The organism is Streptomyces winkii (assembly GCF_032248595.1).
GTDB lineage: Bacteria > Actinomycetota > Actinomycetes > Streptomycetales > Streptomycetaceae > Streptomyces > Streptomyces winkii.
The window spans coordinates 501,010-519,011 of sequence record NZ_JASTTH010000004.1 but is presented as its reverse complement, the minus strand read 5'-3'; the positions used below and the strand labels follow the sequence as shown (position 1 = coordinate 519,011).

The window sequence follows — 18,002 nt, the reverse complement described above, 5'->3', positions numbered from 1 at the left end:
CGGGGTGCACCGGGCACCCGGACGCCGGCGCGGTCCGCTCCGATTCCGCGTCGCCGGGCTCGCGGGACTCCTCGGAGGCGGACTGCGGGTCTGGGGTGGTCACGTAGCGCTCTCCCGGGCGGAGGAGGACAGGGTGTACAGGTGGTCGACGAGGGTGATCAGCACTTCCTTGCTCGACTCGCGGGAGCGGGCGTCGCATTCGATGAGCGGGATGCCGTCGGACAGATCGAGCGCCTCCCGCACGTCGTCCGCGGAGTAGTGGGGACCGCCGAAGTCGTTGCTGGCCACGATGAAGGGCATGCCGTGCTGTTCGAGGCGGTCGATCGCGTACCAGCTGTCGACGAGTCTGCGGGTGTCGACGAGGACGACGGCGCCGAGGGTGCCGGTGAAGAGCCGGTCCCACAGGAACCAGAAGCGCTCCTGGCCGGGCGCCCCGAACAGGTACAGCACCGTGCGCTCGTCGAGGCTGATGCGCCCGAAGTCGAAGGCGATCGTGGTCGTCGTCTTGGTGGGCACGCCGTCGGCGTCGTCGACGCCCTCGCCCGCCCGCGTCATCGTCTCCTCGGTGTTGAGCGGACGGATGTCGCTGACGGAGCGCACCATCGTGGTCTTGCCGACACCGAAACCGCCGACGATGACGATCTTGAGGCCGTTGTCGGCGGTGCTGCGCAGTGGTGGGCGGGTTCCTGTCAGATCAGAGATTGCGGAGTCCAACGAGCACCTGCTTCAGGATTTCTGGATCGGGGAGTTGATCCGCCGCTGCGGCCGTACGCGGATGCCGGGCGGTGATCCGCCCTGCGGCATGCAGGTCGCCGAGGAGGATCCGTACGATGCACACGGGCAGCCCGAGGTCCGCCGCGATCTCGACGACCGCCGTGGGCGACCGGCAGATCCGCAGGATGGAGGCGTGTTCCGACTGCATTCCAGGAGTCGGCTCGGACTCGCTGACCACCAGCGTTACCAGGTCGAAGGCGTCGGTGCCCGACCGGCTGCGCCCACCCGTGACGGTGTACAGCCGGTCCGGGTCGTCGTCCCGGCCCGGCCGTTTCATGCGGGGTCTCTGGTCTCGTCCTGCTGCCTGGGCGGAGTGGTGAGGTACTCGCTCAGCTGCTCGACGAGTTCGTTCATGTTGTGGCCGATGAGGCCCACGTCCGAGTCCTCCGTCGCCACGACCGCGAGATGGGCTCCTGAGCCCGCCTCCACGACGAAGAGGATGCCGCCGTAGAACTCGGCCATCGCCTGGCGCACGCCTCCGCTGCCGTTGCCGAACTCCACGGACGCGCCGTGGGAGAGGCTCTGGATGCCCGCGGAGATGGCGGCCAGCTGATCGGCCTGGTCCATGTCGAGTTCGGAGGAGCTGCACAGCTTGAGTCCGTCGCGGGACAGCACGAGGGCGTGCCGCGCTCCCGGTGTCCGCCGTAGCAGACTCTCCAGCAGCCAGTCGAGCTTGCCGTCGGTGATCATTCGGTGTTGTCCTCCGGGCGGGACGAGGAGGTGGAGGGGGACACGGAAGAAGCGTCGTCGTCGGGTTTCTGCTCCTGTGCGGACGAACCGCCCTGCACGGCCCGGCGGAAGGCACCGAACCGCGACCCTGACTGCTCGGCCGATCTCGCCGGCTGGGCCGCGGCCCTTCCCGGTTCGGAGGACGCGTTGCGCTGCTGGGCCGCGGCGAGCGTCTGCCCGCGCCGCCGCTTGGGCAGGCCGCTGGGGCCGGTCTCCGTGACGGAGGCGTGCTCGGGGGAGGGTTCGGGTTCGTCGTTGCGGCCCGGGTCGGCCGTGCGCGCGGACGCCAGGGCCGTGTCCTGTTCCGTGCTCTCGCCCGCGGGTGCCGCGTCGGGGCGCCTGCGCCGCGGCAGATCGCCCGTGCGCTTCGACTCCCGGCCGGGCAGCGAGGACTCCGTACCGGAACCGGCGACGGGTTCGGACGGACGGGGCCCCGAGGGAGCGGACGTCGCGGGGGAGGAGCGCGGCCCGGAGGCACCGCTCTCGCGGCTGCGTGCGGGCGCGGGGCTCTCGGTCTCCCGCTTGGGCTGGGTGACCAGCGTCTGCGGGATCATCAGCAGCACTCCGGTGCCGCCGTGCGCGGAGGGCCGGAAGGAGACGGAGAGGTTGTGCTTGTGGGCCAGCCGCCCCACGACGGCGAGACCCAGCCGCGTACCGGAGAGGTTGGTCAGGTCCAGCGACTCCGAGGAGACGGCCTGCTGCGCGCGTTCCAGGGCGACGTCGCCCATCACGAGCCCGCCGTCCTCGACGGTGATGATGACGCCGGCGGACGCCTCCTCGACGTACACGTGCACTTCGGAGGTCGGCGGCGAGAAGTTCGCGGCGTTGTCCATGAGTTCGGCCAGCGCGTGCATCACGCCCTCGGCCGCGTGACCCGCCACGGCCAGCTCGCACGACGAGTGCAGGCGTATGCGCTGATAGCCGCTGATGCGTCCCATCGCGCCGCGCAGGATGCTCTCCATGACGATCGGCTTCGCCCAGCGCCGCCCGGTGCGGGCGCCGGTCAGCACCGCGATCGAGTCCGCGAGACGCCCCGTCTGCGCCGTGCGGTGGTCCAGGTGCAGCAGGTCCCCGAGGACCTCCTCGTCGGAGTACTTGTGCTCCATCTCCCGGAGGTCCGCCGCCATGCTCGTCGCCAGCGCCTGCACGCGGCCCGCCGCGTTGGCGCACGCGGCCATCGCGGCGGCGCGCATCCCCTCTCCGCGGTGCACCTCGTTGGCCAGGGAGTGCAGTACGCGCTGGTGGGTGCTGTTGGCGACCGTCGGCACGGCGGCGAGCGCCGTCTGCGCCGACGCGCCGGAGCGCAGCCGCTCCACCAGGATCGGGACGATGACGTCGGCGAAGTGCGCGGCCACCGCCCGCTCGGCCTCCGCCTCCGAGTTCTGCCGCTCGATGACGGCGCGAAGCCCCCGGGCGACGAGGATGCCGCGCGTCGCGAGGGCGACCGCGATGCTCAGCGCCGCCGCGGCCGCGCCGCTGCCCCAGGCGATGCCGGGGCGCATGGACTGCGGCGCCGCATAGACGGCGACCAGGCAGGCAGGCCCGGTGAGAAGCACGGCTATCAGCAGGGCGAGAGCCGTGCCCGTCCCCGCTCTCGGCGTCTTCGGCGGCCGGCCGGATCCAGTGGCCGCGGCGCCGTTGGCGGAGCGTTTGGACGGTGGAGAGGTCTCGGGGGTCATCAATCAGGGTCCTTGTGGACAGGTCCGGGCAGGGAGGGAAGTGAGCCGCGACAGCCCGATCAGCGCCGCACCAATATAGGGGAGCCCGCGATCATTTAAAGCCGCAGGCCGAAAAGATCTGATCAATCGCTCATCTCTGTCCGCCCGTTCAGAACTTCCGGGTGCGCGGGACCGGCGTAGGAGGTCGAAAGGCCCGCCGAATATGTCCCGTTGGATCCCGCTCGTACCGCCGCAGACCTGAAGACCACCGCTGCACGCAAATGCTGCTTCCCCTGTCGTATCTGGTCGTTCGGGCGTGACCGGCCGCCCTCCGCATGTCTTCCCGCCGCGAAGTGCCCGACCGGTTACGCCGTCTTCAGTCTGGCCATGGATGCCTTCCGTGGGAAGGGCTCGTGAGGTTCCGCATCGCCTCGTCGCTGCGGTCCGTGCACCGAAAGCCGGGCGCTCTGCGAATCGGCGGCCAAAACGGCAGGACGGATGCGCAGCACGTGAAATTACCCATCAACCGCAGGCGGACGGGCACTCGTAATCCGCAGGGAGCATCATGAGCAATGTGAGCGGCGACAGCAGCGACGGCAGGAACCGCGACGGCGGCACGGACGGCGACGGAACGTCCCTCACGGGCGGGACGGCCGACGCGGCCGAGGCGCCCCAACCGCCCCCGCCCGGCGGCATGCTGTGGGATCTGGCGGGCGAGGTGCGGACGCTGCTGGCCCTTCCGGCCGCCCTGACCATGCAGGTCGCGCACCCCGCCGTCAGCGCCGGAGTCGACGAGTACTCGGTCTTCCGCACCGACCCGTGGGGCCGCGGCGAGCGCTCCCTGGCCAGCGTGCAGCTGTGGGTCTACGGCGGCGACGAGGCCGCGGCGGAGGGCCGGCGGCTGCGGCGGCTGCACCGCGGAATCCAGGGCGTCGACGCGCACGGCCGCGAGTACCGCGCCCTCGACCCGGGCTGCTACTCGTGGGTGCACGCCACCGGCTTCCCCGTCTACCGGAACGCGCAGCGCTACCTCGGCAGCCGCCCGTACACGGACGCCGAGGAGCGGCAGCTGTACGGGGAGTGGCTCCAGGTGGGCCGGGTCCTCGGCATCCCGGACCGCCACATGCCGCAGAGCGTCGAGGAGTTCTGGCCGTACTACAGGCGGATGCTGGCGGAGGAGGTGGAGAGGACCCTCGTCGTGGACGAGCTGGTCGACACCGGCCGTCCGCTGCCTCCGCCGGATCTCGGCCCGCGCCCCCTGCGCGCCGTGCTGCGGCTGCTGTGGCCGGCGCTGCGGCGCGGGGTCGCCCGCTTCCGGCGCTTCGTCACCATCGGCCTGATGCCGCCGGACGCCCGCGAGGCGATGGATCTGCCCTGGACTCCGCGGCAGGAGCGGCGGCTGGTGCGGCTCGGGCGGGCGGTGCGCCTCGTGATGCCGGTGCTGCCGGAGCGGCTGCGGTACCTGCCTCCCGCGTACGCGGCACGCAAGGAGCACCGCGAGGGTCTGCGCCGCTGACACCCCCGCGCACGGCCGCGGTGCCGGGGCACCGGAGCGCGGATGAGGGGATGCGAGTGAATTCGGTGTGGCGGCCGGGGCCGGGGGCGGCGTGGCGGAGGCGGCCCCGCACGGCTGTCTCGGCACAGTGACCGGCACCGAGTCCCGACAAGGAGCTGTCATGCCCGAGGTAACTCAGAGGTACGAAACCGGCGTCCCGTGCTGGACCGATCTGATGGTCCCCGACCAGCAGGCCGCACTCAACTTCTATACGGATCTCTTCGGCTGGCAGGGCCAGATCGGCCCTCCGGAGACCTCCGGATACTCGGTCTGCACCCTGCACGGCAAGCCCGTCGCGGGCATCATGAAGGCGATGCCCGCGGACGACCAGCCCACGCCGCCGACCGCCTGGACCATGTATCTGGCGACGGAGGACGTCGACGCCGCGACGCACCGCGTCACGGCCAACGGGGGCGAGGTGATGGTGCCCGGCATGGACGTGATGGACCTCGGGCGGATGGCCGTCGCCAAGGACCCGACCGGTGCCGTGTTCGGCCTGTGGCAGGCGAAGGACTTCATCGGCGCGCAGATGGTCAACCAGCACGGTGCCGTGATCTGGAGCGAGCTCAACACCTCCGACCCGGACGCCGCGATGGCCTTCTACCGGAACCTGGGCATCGAGACCACGCCGATGGAGGGCGCGCCCGGCTACCACGCGCTCAACGCGGGCGGGAAGACGGTCGGCGGCATGCAGGGCCTGGAGAACTCCCCGCCCGGAACGCCCTCGCACTGGATCACGTACTTCGCGATCGACGACACGGACAGCACGGTCGACGCCCTCACCAGAGCGGGCGGTTCGGTGCTCGTGCCGCCGTTCGACATGATGGCGGGCCGCATGGCGGTCGTTCAGGACCCGCAGGGCGCCGTGTTCGCGCTCATCAAGCCCGTACCGATGGGCAACGCCTGAGCCGTCCGGGCCCTCGCGGCTCACGACGCCACACCGCAACGCCCCGGCTTCCGGAACCGGCCGGTTCCGGAAGCCGGGGCGTGTGTGTGCGTGGTGGCGCCGTACGACTCGCCGGGACGTCGCTCAGTGGCGGTGCGCGGTGTGCACCGCCTGGATCTCCTCCCACGACTCCGGCCGCTCCCGCTTGCCGTCGGCGGCCTTGCCCTCGGCGGCCGCCGTACCGCCGCCGAACGCGGGCTTCGCGGGCTTCGAGGCCGTGCGCAGCCACGTGTCGAAGAGCGACGAGAGGGACTTGCCGGAGACCTTCTCCGCGTACTTCACGAAGTCCCCGACGCGCGCGTTGCCGCCCCCGCGCTCGGCCGGCCAGCCCTTGAGGATCGTGAAGAAGTCCTTGTCGCCGATCTTGTTGCGCAGCGCCTGGAGGGCCATCGCCCCCCGGTCGTAGACGGCCTCGTGGAACTGGTTCTTCGCGCCGGGGTCGGCCGGGGCGACCTTCCAGAACTCGTCGCCGGCGGGGTGCGAGGCGTAGACCTCGTCGGCGATCTCCTGCGCCGTGCCCTCGTCCTCCTTCTCCGACCACAGCCACGAGGCGTACGTCGCGAAGCCCTCGTTGAGCCAGATGTCCCGCCAGTTGCGCACCGAGACGCTGTCTCCGTACCACTGGTGCGCCAGCTCGTGTACGACGACGGAGACGTCCGTGCCCTCCTTGAACCGGTCGTTGCCGTAGAAGGGCCGGGTCTGCGTCTCGAGCGCGAAGTGCGCGCCCGTGTCCGGCACATAGCCGCCGACCGAGCTGAACGGGTACTTGCCGAACACGCTCTCCAGCCAGTCGGTGACCTCGGCGGTGCGCTCGATGGAGGCGCGCGCCGAACCGTCCTCGTCGCCGAGGCCCTTGCTGTAGGCGTTGACGACGGGTATCCCGCCCTCGGTGCGGCCCTTGGTGATGTCGAATTTGCCCACGGCCAGCGTCGCGAGATACGTCGCCTGCGGTGTGCTGGAACGCCACGCGTCGCGGACCCAGCCGTCTCCCGCGGGCTCCTGGGAGACCAGTTCGCCGTTGCTGAGGCTCTGGTAGCCCTTGGGGACGGCGACGCTGATGTCGAAGGTCGCCTTGTCGCTGGGGTGGTCGTTGCTGGGGTACCACCACCACGCCGACTCGGGCTCGTTGGCCGCGACGGCGCCGTCCGGCGTGCGCTGCCAGGAGGTGAAGCCGTTGACCTCCACCTTGGAGGGGACGCCCGAGTACCGCACGACGACGGTGAAGTGCTCGCCCTTTTCGATCGGTTGGGCCGGAGTCACCTCCAGCTCGTGGGCGCCGGTGGCGGACGCCTTCGCCTTGCGGCCGTTGACGTGCACCTCCTTCACATCGAGCGCGAAGTCCAGATTGAAGCGGCTCAGGTCCTGGGTGGCACGGGCGAGGACCGTGGCGGTGCCGCTCAATTCGTCCGACTTCGGCTGGTACTTCAGCCGCAGGTCGTAGTGGGAGGCGTCGTAGCCGCCGTTGCCGTAGTCCGGGTAGTAGGAGTCACCCGCCCCGGGGGCGCCCGGCGAGGGCCCCGCATCGGCCGCGGATGCGGGGACCGTCAGCGCGAGGGCGGCCACCACCGCGCCCGCAACGATGAGTCTGTGACGCACGAGTCCTCCAACTCCCTTGAAACAGCGCCGAGATGCGCGATTCGAGTAGTCGAAGGGTAAGTACTGGGGTCGCGTGCCGTATCTGTTTCGTATGCATCTACACATGAATGCCATGCGATTGGCATCCGGCACCGTGCCTCAACTGCGCGCGTCCGTCTGCCCGTCGCCGTGCATCAGCCGTACGGCCTCCCGGGCGCAGCCCCAGGAGACGGTGACTCCGGCGCCGCCGTGGCCGTAGTTGTGCACGCACGGCGTGCCGTCCGGCAGGACCTCCGACTCCAGCCGCACGCGCGGCCGGTACGGGCGCAGCCCCACCCGCACCTCGATGATCCGCGCCTCGGCCAGCGCGGTGTGGACGCGGGAGCAACGGTCCACGATGGCACGGGTGGTGGCGGGGTCGGGCGTGGTGTCCTCGGCGCCCTCGTCGGCCGTGCCGCCCAGCAGAAGTCCGTAGGGCTGCGGCAGTACGTACGTGGTCTCGGCCGAACCCTCCTCGGAGGAGAGGAACCACTCCTCGACGCCGGGGTTCTCCACGACGACGATCTGGCCCCGCACGGGCCGCATTCCGGTGTCACCGGCCAGCTCCCGGGCGCCGAGCCCGGTGCAGTTCACCACCGCAGACGCCTCCGCGGAGGCCTCGTCGAGCGAGCCGACGGTGCGCCGCTCGCAGCGGCCGCCCGCCGCCGCCAACCGCCCCCGCAGATACGGGAGATACCGCTGCATGTCGGCGATGGGAGTGCGCGGCGGCGACCCGATGAGGGAGAGCCACTCGGGCGGCGCCGAGCCGGACGCTGCCCCCTCCAGGGTGCCCCGCACCAGCCGCACACCCGTCAGCGACGGCTGCTCCGCGAGCCAGGCGAAGTTGCGGAAGGAGCGCACCGCCCACTCCAGCGCCTTCTCCTGCGGCTCGATGCGGTACGGCCAGCACAGCCCTCCGGATATGCCCGACGCCGTGTCCTCGTCCGCGTCGCGGCTCCACACCCGTACGTCCAGGCCGCGCTCCGCGAGGAGCACGGCCGTCGTCAGTCCGCTCACCCCGCCGCCCACGACGATCACTTCGTCCATGGACCGACGTTATCCCGCGGTCCCGGTGGGGCACTGTCCGACCGGGAGTGAGGCGTCTCGGCGCGTTCATGTACACGTACCGGCCGCAAAACACTCACGTCCTGCACATCCCTGCGAAGAACTCTTACGTGACGCACATGCAGGGGGCAGAATCCCCGGCATGTCCCGTGCAGCCGCCACCGAACTTCTGGACACCCTCGAGCCGCTCGCGTATCCGCAGCGCACGCGGCAGATCGCGGCCCACGCACGGGCCCTCGGCCGCGAGGAGCTGACGGGGCTTCTGGAGGGGCTGGAGGAGTACGGGATGTACGGGCGGCGGGTTGCCGTGATCGCCGCCTGCGCCGGCCAGGACAGCGTCTACCTCTCGGCCCGGCTCGCACACCCGGACCCGTTCGTGCGCGGCCACGCCCAACGCGCCGCCGCCGCGCGCTCGGCCGCCGTCAGCGACGACGCGCTGTGGGTCGCGCTGCACGACGCGCCCTCTGCCGTACGGGCGCAGCTGGTGCGCACCATCGTCCGCGGTCGCCGAACCGAGCTCGCGGACGGTCTGGTAGACGCCGTCCGCGGGCGCTGGGGGGACGCGGAGGCCGCCCGGCTGCTCCCGGCCTGCGGGCCGGAGACCGTGGCGCGGCTGCTGCCCGCACTCTTCCACGCCGTCACGGGGTGGCGCTCGCTCGCCGTGCGGCACTCCGACGTCCTGCTGGCGGAGGCCGGACGGCAGTTGGACGACCTGCCGCACGCGCTGCGCGAGCAGTGGTGGCAGCGGTACGGCGCCGGCGTGGCCCGCACGGCCGGCCAACGGCCCCGGCGCGTACTGGATCTGCTGGAGCAGTACCGCGAAGGGGGCCTGCTCACCCCGGAGTTCGAGCCGCACCTCGTACGGCTGGTCTCGGCGGACGCGGGCCGCACCCTGCGGCTGCTGCTGCGGCCGGGGCAGATAGCGCAGCTGCGCGAACAGGGGCTGTCCGCACGGGTGTTGAGGCGGCTGGTGGACGCGGACCCGCCCGAGCTGGCGGATCTGGGGCGCGTGCTCAGCGGTCACCCGGCCCGCTTCGCCGAGCTGCTGCACGCCCTTCCGCCGGCCGTCCGCGACGGGTTCTACGACATCGCGACCGACCCGGACGAACGCGCGCACGGAGTGCTCGACGAGGCCGTACTCGAAGCGCTGCCGCACGACCGCCGCGAGGAGGAGGCTCGGCGGATGGCGCGGCAGGCGCGCGCACGCGGAGCGCACTGGACCGTCGTGCTGGCCGCCCTGGCCCATCTGCCCGACGAATCGGCGTATGCGGAGGTCACCGCCGCGACCCGCCGCCCGTCCCCGGAGGACAGAGCGACCGCCTGGCCGATGCTCGTGCGTCAGGCCGCGCACACCGCCGCCCGGCACGGCGGCAACAGGAGCGTCGTGACGGCGCTCGTCGCCGACATGGCGCGGCTGCGCGAGGAGCCGGAGACCGTACGGGCCGCGGCGCTCTCCGCCCTCGCGGACCTGTCTCCGAGGCTGTTCGAGGACGAGGCCGTCGACCATCTGGACCGCGTCGCCGGCGACGCGGTGCGCGCCCCCGGCTCCTCGCACGAGAGCCGGGCCGCGCTCGGCCGTCTCGCCCGTGCGCTGCTCCGCGAACACGTCGCCGGCCCGCGGCAGGGCCTGGTGGGCTGGGCGCTGCGCACGACCGTGCGGCTCTCGGGCAACACCGAGGGAGCCGACCTGGGGCAGCTCGACCGCACGCTGCCGCACGGGCAGGAGCACGCCGTGCACGAGGCGCTGCGGTACTGGCTGGAGGCGGGCGCCGAGAACGACGACCACGGGCTGACGTTCGCCCTCGCACGCGCCGTCGGCCGGCGCGCCGCAGGCATGCCCGAGTTGCAGCAACTGCTGTGGCAGGCAGTCCAGTTCGGCAGCGAGTCCACGGCACGCACCGCCGTCGCCCTGTGGATGGACGACCCGGCGACGCGGGAGGAGAGGGCAGCGCAAGTGCTCGCCGTCGACGCCTCCGCGGCACTGCTGCCGAGCGTCGCCCGGACGATCACGACGCGGCGCACCGACCTGCTCGATCCCGTACTGGACACCACTCCGCCCTACGGACGGTTCCTGAGCAAGGAGAGCCGCCGCCCGCAACCGCCCGTCGGCCGGTGCACGGCGCGCTGGCTGCCGCGCCAACAGCGCGCCGCCGCACGCCTGTTGGTGCAGGAGGCGGACGACGACGGCAGCGACATGCGGATGCGGTGCGCAGCGCTGCGGCGGCTTGCGACGATACCCGGCGACGGCGCGAGGGACCTGCGCCTGTGGGCGAACGACCCGGTCGAGGCCGAGTCGGAGCTCGCCGACACCGCGCTCGCGGCGACCGTCCGCACCGACCGGCCCGACGAGGCGCTGCCGCTGCTGCTGGAGCACGCCCGCGACGGCCGCGCCCGCGTCGCCGTCCCCGCGCTGGCGCGGGCCTTCCGCTACACCGATCCCTGGCGGCTCTCCGACGTACTGCACCGGCTGCTGCTCCAGGCGCCGTCGGGGGAGACGGAAGGCGGCGGGAGCACCGCAGGCAGCGACGGCGACGCCGACGCCGACGGCGGGCAAAACGACGCCCGCGCGCCCCTCCCGGCCCCCGGACGCAAGGCGATGGTCCGGCTCGCCGCGGAGTGCCTCCCGCTCGCCGAGGCGGCGGAGCTGCTGCTGAAGGTCTACTCGCTGCCCGGCCAGCACCCCCAGGTGAAGGCGGCCTGCGTGGCCTGCTCACCGCGCCTGCTCGACGACGACCGCGCCTGGGAGCTCGTCGAGTCGGCGGCGCAGGGAGTGCCCGTACTGCGCCACGCCCTGCTGCGCGCGCGCCCGCTCGGGCTGCCGGAGCGGCACCGGGAGAGGTACGCGAAGCTGATCACCGGGCTGTGCCACGCGGACGACCGGGGCGTCACGGAGGCCGTCTACGCCTCGCTGGCCGACTGGGCGCCGTGGGCGCCGGACGCGGCGGCGGTTCTCTCCGCGGCCGTCACCGACCTCGGCAACCGCGGCACCTGGCGGCAGGCCGCCGAGGGACTGGTCGAGCTGGTCGTCGCGATGCCGGGCACCGGCCGCACGCTCGAACAGGTCCTGTCGGGACTCATCGCGGCGGACGCCGCGCCCGACACCCCCGACGCCCGCGCCGACCGCGACCGCCCGGCCAGGCGCCGCGTCGAGCACATCGCGCTGACTCTCGGCGACCAGGCGCGGCGGCGGCCCCTCGCACGCCGCACCGCGGGCCGTACGGGCGTACTCCTCGCCGGGCACGAGGAGTTCGTACCGGACGCGGCGCGCCTGCTCTGCTCCGCGGTGACCCTGGAGAGCGACGCCGAGACGCTGAACCGTCAGCTGCGCGGCATCGCCGGACTGCACGCCCACCGGCCGGGGCTCGCGTGGCGCACCGCGGAGGAGCTGCGCCGCTCGCTGGGCCCCGTACAGCGCCCGGCCGAGACGAGGGAGCGGCTGCTGCCGGTGGCCCAGGACCTCGCGGCCGACGGCGGCGCGGCCACAGGGCTGCTGGCGGTGACGCTCGCCGCGGGCGTCAACCCGGCGAGCGGCTGGCCCGAGCCATGGCGTGAACTCCTGCGCTCGATACGCCGCCACGACGAGCCCGACGTACGGGCGGCGGCGCTGGAGGTGGCCACGCACCCCGCGGAGTGACCGGGGGCGGGGAGTTCGGGGCGGGACTGGGACGGACCGGAGCGGGTGCGGCGGGCACGGGCTGGGCCGTGCGGTTGCCGACAGTCGGGGCAGACCGGGCCTGGCAGAGCGGGCGCGCTTGGTCGGGCCCGCCCGGCGGGGTGCGGCGGAAGTGCGTGCACTGTGTGCCGCGGTGGGCGCATGCCGCGGCCCTGGGCACCCCGCGGAGTGACGGCGGGGGACGGGGAGTTCGGGGCCGGGATGGGCCGGAGCGGGTGCGGCGGGCACGGGCCGGGCTGCGCTCGCCGCGCCCGGCGGACCGGCGGTGCCTGGCCGGACCGCCGACGGCGCGGCGCAGCGCGCACGCCGCCGGAAGCGCGCGGACACGTCCGCGTACGCCGAGCCGCCCCGCGGAAATGCTCGCGACCCGCGCGGTGAATCCCCGTAGCATCGGCGGCCATGTCCGCCACTCTCGTCGCCAAGGCGCTCGCCGCCGGTCACGGTGACCGGCCCCTCTTCTCCGGACTGGATCTCGTCGTCGCCCCGGGCGAAGTCGTCGGCCTCGTCGGGGTGAACGGCGCCGGCAAGTCGACGCTCCTGCGGCTGCTGGCGGGGCTCGAGAAGCCGGAGCAGGGAGCGGTCTCGCTCACCCCGCCGACCGCGACAGTGGGCCACCTCCCGCAGGAGCCGGAGCGGCGCGAGGGCGAGACCGTCCGGGCCTTCCTGGAACGCCGCACCGGCGTCGCCGCCGCCCAGACCGCCCTCGACGAGACCACGCACGCGCTCGGCGAGGACCGGCCCGGCGCAGCGGACGCCTACGCCCTCGCGCTGGAGCGCTGGCTGGCGCTCGGCGCCGCCGACCTGACCGACAGGGCCGCGGAGGTCACCGCCCGGCTCGGCCTGGACGTGGCCCTGGACCGGCCGATGACCACTCTCTCCGGCGGGCAGGCCGCACGTGCCTCCCTCGCGTCGCTGCTGCTCAGCCGGTACGACGTCTTCCTGCTGGACGAACCCACGAACGACCTGGACCTGGACGGCCTGCACACCCTGGAGACCTTCGTCGGCGGACTGCGCGGCGCCACCGTCCTCGTCAGCCACGACCGCGAGTTCCTCGCCCGGACCGTGGACAGCGTGCTCGAACTCGACCTCGCCCAGCAGCAGGTGCACCAGTACGGCGGCGGATACGAGAGCTATCTCGAAGAGCGCGCCCGTGCCCGCAGGCAGGCCCGCGACGAGTACGAGGAGTACGCGCGGGCGCGCGCCGGGCTGGAGGCCAGGGCGCGGCAGCAGCGCGGATGGATGGACAAGGGCGTGCGCAACGCCCGCCGCAAGATGCCCGACAACGACAAGGGCCTGCGCAACGCCCGCGTCGAGGCCACCGAGAAGCAGGCCGCCAAGGCCCGCCAGACGGAGCGCATGATCGAGCGGCTGGACGCCGACGCCGTCGAGGAGCCCCGCAAGGAGTGGCAGCTGCGCATGGAGATCGCGGCCGCACCGCGCTCCGGGGCGGTGGTCGCCACGCTGCGCGGCGCCGAAGTCCGGCGCGGAGCCTTCCGGTTGGGGCCCGTTGACCTCCAGATCGACTGGCGGGACCGCGTCGCCGTCACGGGGCCGAACGGCTCCGGCAAGTCGACGCTGCTCGCCGCCCTGCTCGGCAGGGCCGAACTCGACGCCGGTGCCGCCTCGTCGGGGTCGGGCGTCGTCGTCGGCGAGGTCGACCAGGCCCGCCGCCTCTTCCTCGGGGACGAGAGCCTGCTGGACGCCTTCCGCGGCGCCACGTCCATGGAGCCGGAGGAAGTACGCACGCTGCTCGCGAAGTTCGGCCTCTCCGCCGGGCATGTGCTGCGCCCGGCGGCGACCCTCTCGCCCGGCGAGCGGACCCGCGCCGCGCTCGCGCTGCTACAGGGACGCGGGGTCAATCTGCTGGTGCTGGACGAGCCCACGAACCATCTGGACCTGCCCGCGATCGAGCAACTGGAGTCGGCCCTCGCCTCGTACGAGGGCACGCTGCTGCTCGTAACGCACGACCGGCGGATGCTGGAGGCCGTGCACACGACGCGGCATCTGGAACTGGACGGCGGCCGCGTGACGGAACGCCCGCGCTGAGACGCCGCGAGGCGTTCCCTGCGGATCGCGAGGCGCGAGGCGCCGGGCGCGGGGCTCGTACCGCCGAGCCGCGAACCCGGGCACGGAACACCGGCGTTGACGCCACGAGCCGTTCGTTGCGGGCCGCGAGGCGTGACCCACGAGCCGCGCCCCGCGGCCCGCGAGCGCCGGGCGCAGTCACCCGCCCGGCATCCCGCGTCCCGCAGCCCGCTCAACTCATGCGTGCCCGGCGCCGCTTGGCACCGGCGCGCCGCATCACGCCCGCGCTCAGCGCTTCTTGCCGTCGCCGCCGAGCAGCCCGGCCCGGCGCAGCGCGTCCGCCATCTCGCTGTTGGCGGGGGCGGAGTCCCGGCGCTGCTGCCTGCCGCCGCTTCCGCCGCCCTGCCTCCTGCCGTCCTGGCGTCCCCCGCCCTGCTTGCCGCCGCTCTTGCCGCCGCCGTTCTGACGCGGCCGGGACGGGCGCTCCCCGCCGCCGCGGGACGCGCGTGCACCGGAACCGGAGTCGTCCGCGCCCGAACCGGAGACCTCGTCGTCGAGCCGCATCGTCAGCGAGATCCGCTTCCGTGCCGCGTCGACCTCGCGCACCTTGACCTTCACGATGTCGCCGGGCTTGGCGACGTCCCGGGGGTCCTTCACGAACGTCTTCGACATCGCGGAGACGTGCACGAGCCCGTCCTGGTGCACCCCCACGTCGACGAAGGCGCCGAACGCCGCGACGTTCGTGACCACGCCCTCCAGGACCATCCCGGCCTCCAGGTCCGTGAGCTTCTCGACGCCCTCCTTGAACTCCGCCGTCTTGAACGCGGGACGCGGGTCGCGGCCGGGCTTCTCCAGCTCCCGCAGGATGTCCGTGACGGTCGGCAGTCCGAACGTGTCGTCCACGAACTGAGCGGGGTCCAGCGAGCGCAGCACCGCCGTGTTGCCGATGAGGGCGGGCACGTCGGTGCCCGCCGCGCGCACCATCGTGCGGACGACGGGATACGACTCGGGGTGCACGCTGGAGGCGTCCAGCGGGTCCTCTCCGTCGCGGATGCGCAGGAAGCCCGCGCACTGCTCGTACGCCTTCGGGCCGAGCCGCGCCACGTCCTTCAGCTCGCGGCGGCTCTTGAAGGGGCCGTTGCCGTCGCGGTGCGCGACGATGTTCTCCGCGAGCACCGTGCCGATGCCGGAGACGCGTGAAAGCAGCGGAGCGGACGCGGTGTTGACGTCGACGCCGACGCCGTTCACGCAGTCCTCCACGACGGCGTCCAGCGAGCGCGACAGCTTCACCTCGGACAGATCGTGCTGGTACTGACCGACGCCGATCGACTTGGGGTCGATCTTGACCAGCTCCGCGAGCGGGTCCTGGAGGCGGCGCGCGATGGACACCGCGCCGCGCAACGAGACGTCCAGCTCGGGCAGTTCCTGCGAGGCGAAGGCCGAGGCCGAGTACACGGAGGCGCCCGCCTCCGAGACCATCACCTTCGTCAGCTTCAACTCCGGCTGCCTGGCGATGAGTTCGCCGGCGAGCTTGTCGGTCTCGCGGGACGCCGTGCCGTTGCCGATCGCGATCAGCTCGACCGAGTGCTCGCGCGCCAGCTTCGCCAGCTTCGCCAGCGACTCCTCCCACTGCTTCTGCGGCGCGTGCGGATAGACGGTGTCCGTCGCGGCGACCTTGCCCGTCGCGTCGACGACCGCGACCTTCACGCCCGTACGCAGGCCGGGGTCCAGGCCGAGCGTCGCGCGCGTGCCGGCGGGAGCGGCGAGCAGCAGATCGCGCAGGTTCGCCGCGAAGACCCCGACCGCGTCGTCCTCCGCGGCGGTACGCAGCCGAAGCCGCAGATCCAGCCCGAGCCGCACCAGGATGCGCGTGCGCCACGCCCAGCGCACCGTCTCGGCGAGCCAGGCGTCGGCGGGCCTGCCCTCGTCGCGCACGCCGAAGTGGTGCGCGATGGTGCTCTCGTACGAACTCGGCGTGCCGGACGCCTCCTGCCCGGGCTCCTCCGGCTCCAGGGTCAGATCGAGGATCTCCTCCTTCTCGCCGCGGAGCATCGCCAGCACCCGGTGCGAGGGAAGCTCGGTGAAGGCCTCCGCATAGTCGAAGTAGTCCTTGAACTTGGCGCCCTGCTCCTGCTTGCCCTCCCGTACGGCGGCGGACAGCCGGCCCCGCAGCCACATCCGCTCGCGCAGCTCGCCGATCAGGTCGGCGTCCTCGCTGAAGCGCTCGGCGAGGATCGCGCGGGCGCCCTCCAGGGCGGCAGCGGCGTCGGCGACGCCCTTCTCGGAGTCGACGAACGCGGCGGCCGCGGCCTCCGGTTGGACTCCCGGGTCGCTCAGCAGCCCCTCGGCGAGCGGTTCGAGCCCCGCCTCGCGGGCGATCTGCGCCTTGGTGCGGCGCTTGGGCTTGAACGGCAGGTAGATGTCCTCCAGACGTGCCTTCGTCTCGGCCGTCCGGATCTGCTCCTCGAGCTTCGGATCGAGCTTGCCCTGCGACCGTACGGATTCGAGGACCGCCTCGCGCCGCTCCTCCAACTCCCGCAGATAGCGCAGCCGCTCCTCCAGGGAGCGCAGTTGCGCGTCGTCGAGCATCTCGGTCGCTTCCTTGCGGTAGCGCGCGATGAACGGCACGGTCGAACCGCCGTCGAGCAGCTCGACCGCGGCCTTCACCTGGCGCTCCCGTACGCCGAGTTCCTCGGCGATCCTGCCTTCGATGGTCGTCGTCACGATGGTTGGTCCGCCTTCTTGGTGCTGGGTGTCCCCGGTGACCCTGCATTGTGGCAGGCGGCACCGTCAGGCGGAGGCACGGTCCGTGTGTCTCTCCCGTCTTCTCGCGGGATGTGCGGGGGGATTCAGACCCTGCGGCCGGCCCGGGACGCGCCGCCGAAGAGGCGGGCCAGCAGGCGGAACGGCAGGGTCACCACGGTTGCGACTGCGCCCCCGATCATGCGGAGGCCGTCTGCGATTGCTCGGAACATGCGGGCCGGGTAGCCCGGCAGCGCGCGGACAAACCGGCGGGCCCGGCCGCCGCCGCGGCGCCGGCGGGCCCAACCGGCCGCCGTGGCTCAGGCCTTGCCGACCAGGTCGTCCGGGAAGGCGCCCGCCTGAGCGGCCGCCGCGGTGAATCCGCCGGCCAGTTCTGTCAGGCGCGCCACGCCCGCCTCACCGAGGTGTTCGTACGGGGCGCTGTCCAGGCGGTCCGTGTCGTACTCCAGCTCCTTGCGCAACGCCGAGCCCGCCTCGGTGAGTTCGCCCTCGTCGTCGAGCAACCCCCGCTCGCGCAGGCGCTCCTGGGCCGCCGTCCAGTCCTGCCTGTTGTAACCGCGGGTGGACAGCACCCACTTGGGGGCCATGCCGCGCCCGCTCGCGGTGTGGCTGACGAGCGCCTCCAGCGGGTCCAGACCGGCGGACAGCAGCACGGCTATGTGCGCGTCGCCGCGGTGCTCGCGCAGCAGCGTCGCGGCGTGCCAGTAGGCGAGGTGCGGCGCGTCCGGAAGGGGCAGGTCGGCGTTGGCGGAGTAGAGCGGACGGCCCGGCCGCGTACACGCCTCGGCGGCCTTCAGCGCGAGCTGTGCCGCCTCGCTCATCTCCGGCGAGGAGACGGCCTCGTCGCCGAGCAGGCCGCGCAGCATCGAGTCGACCGCGCGCAGCCGGGCGGCGAGCACCGTCGCGGGGGAGGCGGACTCCCATACGGCGGGCACGAAGCGGGAGACGAGCGCGTGGCTGAAGTTGTAGAAGGTGGCCGTGACCGTGCCGGCGCTCGCCGCTCCGAGAGGCGCGGCGCGTCCCGCGAGATAGACGGCGCTGGGGTCCTCGATGCCGTACGGGGCGAGTTCCTTGCCCAGCGCGGGGGAGAAGTACACGGCCGAGTGGACCGGGTTGACCATGTTGTGGCACCGCCGGGCGGCGCGTTCCGGGAGTGACGTCATGACCACACGTTACCCGTAGGTATGAAGTGTCCCTTGT

Annotated in this window: 13 protein-coding genes; 4 read left to right on the top strand and 9 right to left on the bottom strand. The window is 72.9% G+C overall.

Features of this window, described 5'->3' with window-relative positions; genetic code table 11:
* Window positions 1-99: 99 nt before the first annotated feature.
* Genes QQM67_RS14410 through QQM67_RS14395 form a run of 4 tightly spaced genes read right to left on the bottom strand, consistent with a single transcriptional unit; the run spans window position 100 to window position 3,182 of the window.
* Window positions 100-714 carry a GTP-binding protein gene (locus tag QQM67_RS14410; RefSeq protein ID WP_314174213.1) on the bottom strand — a complete coding sequence of 205 codons (615 nt, stop codon included), beginning with the start codon at window positions 712-714 and terminating at the stop codon, window positions 100-102.
* A complete protein-coding gene (locus QQM67_RS14405) occupies window positions 695-1,051 on the bottom strand; it encodes a DUF742 domain-containing protein (RefSeq protein WP_314174212.1) in 357 nt (118 codons plus the stop codon). Before QQM67_RS14405 ends, QQM67_RS14410 begins: the two co-directional genes overlap by 20 nt.
* Window positions 1,048-1,464, bottom strand: coding sequence for a roadblock/LC7 domain-containing protein (locus QQM67_RS14400; RefSeq protein WP_070010021.1), 417 nt, complete (start codon window positions 1,462-1,464; stop codon window positions 1,048-1,050). Before QQM67_RS14400 ends, QQM67_RS14405 begins: the two co-directional genes overlap by 4 nt.
* On the bottom strand, window positions 1,461-3,182 hold the full coding sequence (locus tag QQM67_RS14395) for an ATP-binding protein (protein WP_314174211.1): 1,722 nt from the start codon (window positions 3,180-3,182) through the stop codon (window positions 1,461-1,463). Before QQM67_RS14395 ends, QQM67_RS14400 begins: the two co-directional genes overlap by 4 nt.
* Before the next feature lie 673 nt (window positions 3,183-3,855).
* On the opposite strand from QQM67_RS14395, the gene QQM67_RS14390 reads away from it, so the two are divergent.
* Window positions 3,856-4,677: an oxygenase MpaB family protein gene (locus QQM67_RS14390; RefSeq protein WP_314174485.1), complete on the top strand. Its 822-nt coding sequence runs from the start codon at window positions 3,856-3,858 to the stop codon at window positions 4,675-4,677.
* Between the two features lie 160 nt (window positions 4,678-4,837).
* Complete coding sequence (locus QQM67_RS14385; protein WP_314174210.1) at window positions 4,838-5,623, top strand: VOC family protein; 786 nt, start codon at window positions 4,838-4,840, stop codon at window positions 5,621-5,623.
* Window positions 5,624-5,746: 123 nt separating this feature from the next.
* On the opposite strand, the gene QQM67_RS14380 is transcribed toward QQM67_RS14385, so the two are convergent.
* Window positions 5,747-7,258, bottom strand: a complete 1,512-nt coding sequence (locus QQM67_RS14380) for a M1 family metallopeptidase (RefSeq protein ID WP_314174209.1) — start codon at window positions 7,256-7,258, stop codon at window positions 5,747-5,749.
* A 138-nt stretch (window positions 7,259-7,396) separates the two neighbouring features.
* Window positions 7,397-8,323 carry an FAD-dependent oxidoreductase gene (locus tag QQM67_RS14375; RefSeq protein WP_314174208.1) on the bottom strand — a complete coding sequence of 309 codons (927 nt, stop codon included), beginning with the start codon at window positions 8,321-8,323 and terminating at the stop codon, window positions 7,397-7,399.
* 160 nt (window positions 8,324-8,483) lie between these two features.
* On the opposite strand from QQM67_RS14375, the gene QQM67_RS14370 reads away from it, so the two are divergent.
* The gene (locus tag QQM67_RS14370; protein ID WP_314174207.1) at window positions 8,484-11,975 is read left to right on the top strand and encodes a hypothetical protein; all 3,492 of its coding nucleotides are present in this window, start codon (window positions 8,484-8,486) and stop codon (window positions 11,973-11,975) included.
* 438 nt (window positions 11,976-12,413) lie between these two features.
* Complete coding sequence (locus QQM67_RS14365; protein WP_314174206.1) at window positions 12,414-14,060, top strand: ABC-F family ATP-binding cassette domain-containing protein; 1,647 nt, start codon at window positions 12,414-12,416, stop codon at window positions 14,058-14,060.
* Between the two features lie 267 nt (window positions 14,061-14,327).
* Here the strand turns inward: QQM67_RS14365 and QQM67_RS14360 are convergent, their stop codons facing one another.
* The 3 genes from QQM67_RS14360 to QQM67_RS14350 form a co-directional block, all read right to left on the bottom strand.
* Window positions 14,328-16,763 carry a Tex family protein gene (locus QQM67_RS14360; RefSeq protein WP_314174205.1) on the bottom strand — a complete coding sequence of 812 codons (2,436 nt, stop codon included), beginning with the start codon at window positions 16,761-16,763 and terminating at the stop codon, window positions 14,328-14,330.
* Window positions 16,764-16,888: 125 nt separating this feature from the next.
* Window positions 16,889-17,014, bottom strand: coding sequence for an LPFR motif small protein (locus tag QQM67_RS14355; protein ID WP_277400556.1), 126 nt, complete (start codon window positions 17,012-17,014; stop codon window positions 16,889-16,891).
* A gap of 87 nt (window positions 17,015-17,101) precedes the next feature.
* Window positions 17,102-17,965, bottom strand: a complete 864-nt coding sequence (locus QQM67_RS14350; RefSeq protein WP_314174204.1) for an SCO6745 family protein — start codon at window positions 17,963-17,965, stop codon at window positions 17,102-17,104.
* Between the last annotated feature and the right edge of the window lie 37 nt (window positions 17,966-18,002).

Bases quoted from the DNA above. Each gene is read 5' to 3' on its own strand.
- QQM67_RS14350 (WP_314174204.1), bottom strand. From the start codon at position 17,965: ATGACGTCACTCCCGGAACGCGCCGCCCGGCGGTGCCACAACATGGTC.
- QQM67_RS14395 (WP_314174211.1), bottom strand. From the start codon at position 3,182: ATGACCCCCGAGACCTCTCCACCGTCCAAACGCTCCGCCAACGGCGCC.
- QQM67_RS14405 (WP_314174212.1), bottom strand. From the start codon at position 1,051: ATGAAACGGCCGGGCCGGGACGACGACCCGGACCGGCTGTACACCGTC.
- QQM67_RS14400 (WP_070010021.1), bottom strand. From the start codon at position 1,464: ATGATCACCGACGGCAAGCTCGACTGGCTGCTGGAGAGTCTGCTACGG.
- QQM67_RS14375 (WP_314174208.1), bottom strand. From the start codon at position 8,323: ATGGACGAAGTGATCGTCGTGGGCGGCGGGGTGAGCGGACTGACGACG.
- QQM67_RS14370 (WP_314174207.1), top strand. From the start codon at position 8,484: ATGTCCCGTGCAGCCGCCACCGAACTTCTGGACACCCTCGAGCCGCTC.
- QQM67_RS14385 (WP_314174210.1), top strand. From the start codon at position 4,838: ATGCCCGAGGTAACTCAGAGGTACGAAACCGGCGTCCCGTGCTGGACC.
- QQM67_RS14355 (WP_277400556.1), bottom strand. From the start codon at position 17,014: ATGTTCCGAGCAATCGCAGACGGCCTCCGCATGATCGGGGGCGCAGTC.
- QQM67_RS14365 (WP_314174206.1), top strand. From the start codon at position 12,414: ATGTCCGCCACTCTCGTCGCCAAGGCGCTCGCCGCCGGTCACGGTGAC.
- QQM67_RS14390 (WP_314174485.1), top strand. From the start codon at position 3,856: ATGCTGTGGGATCTGGCGGGCGAGGTGCGGACGCTGCTGGCCCTTCCG.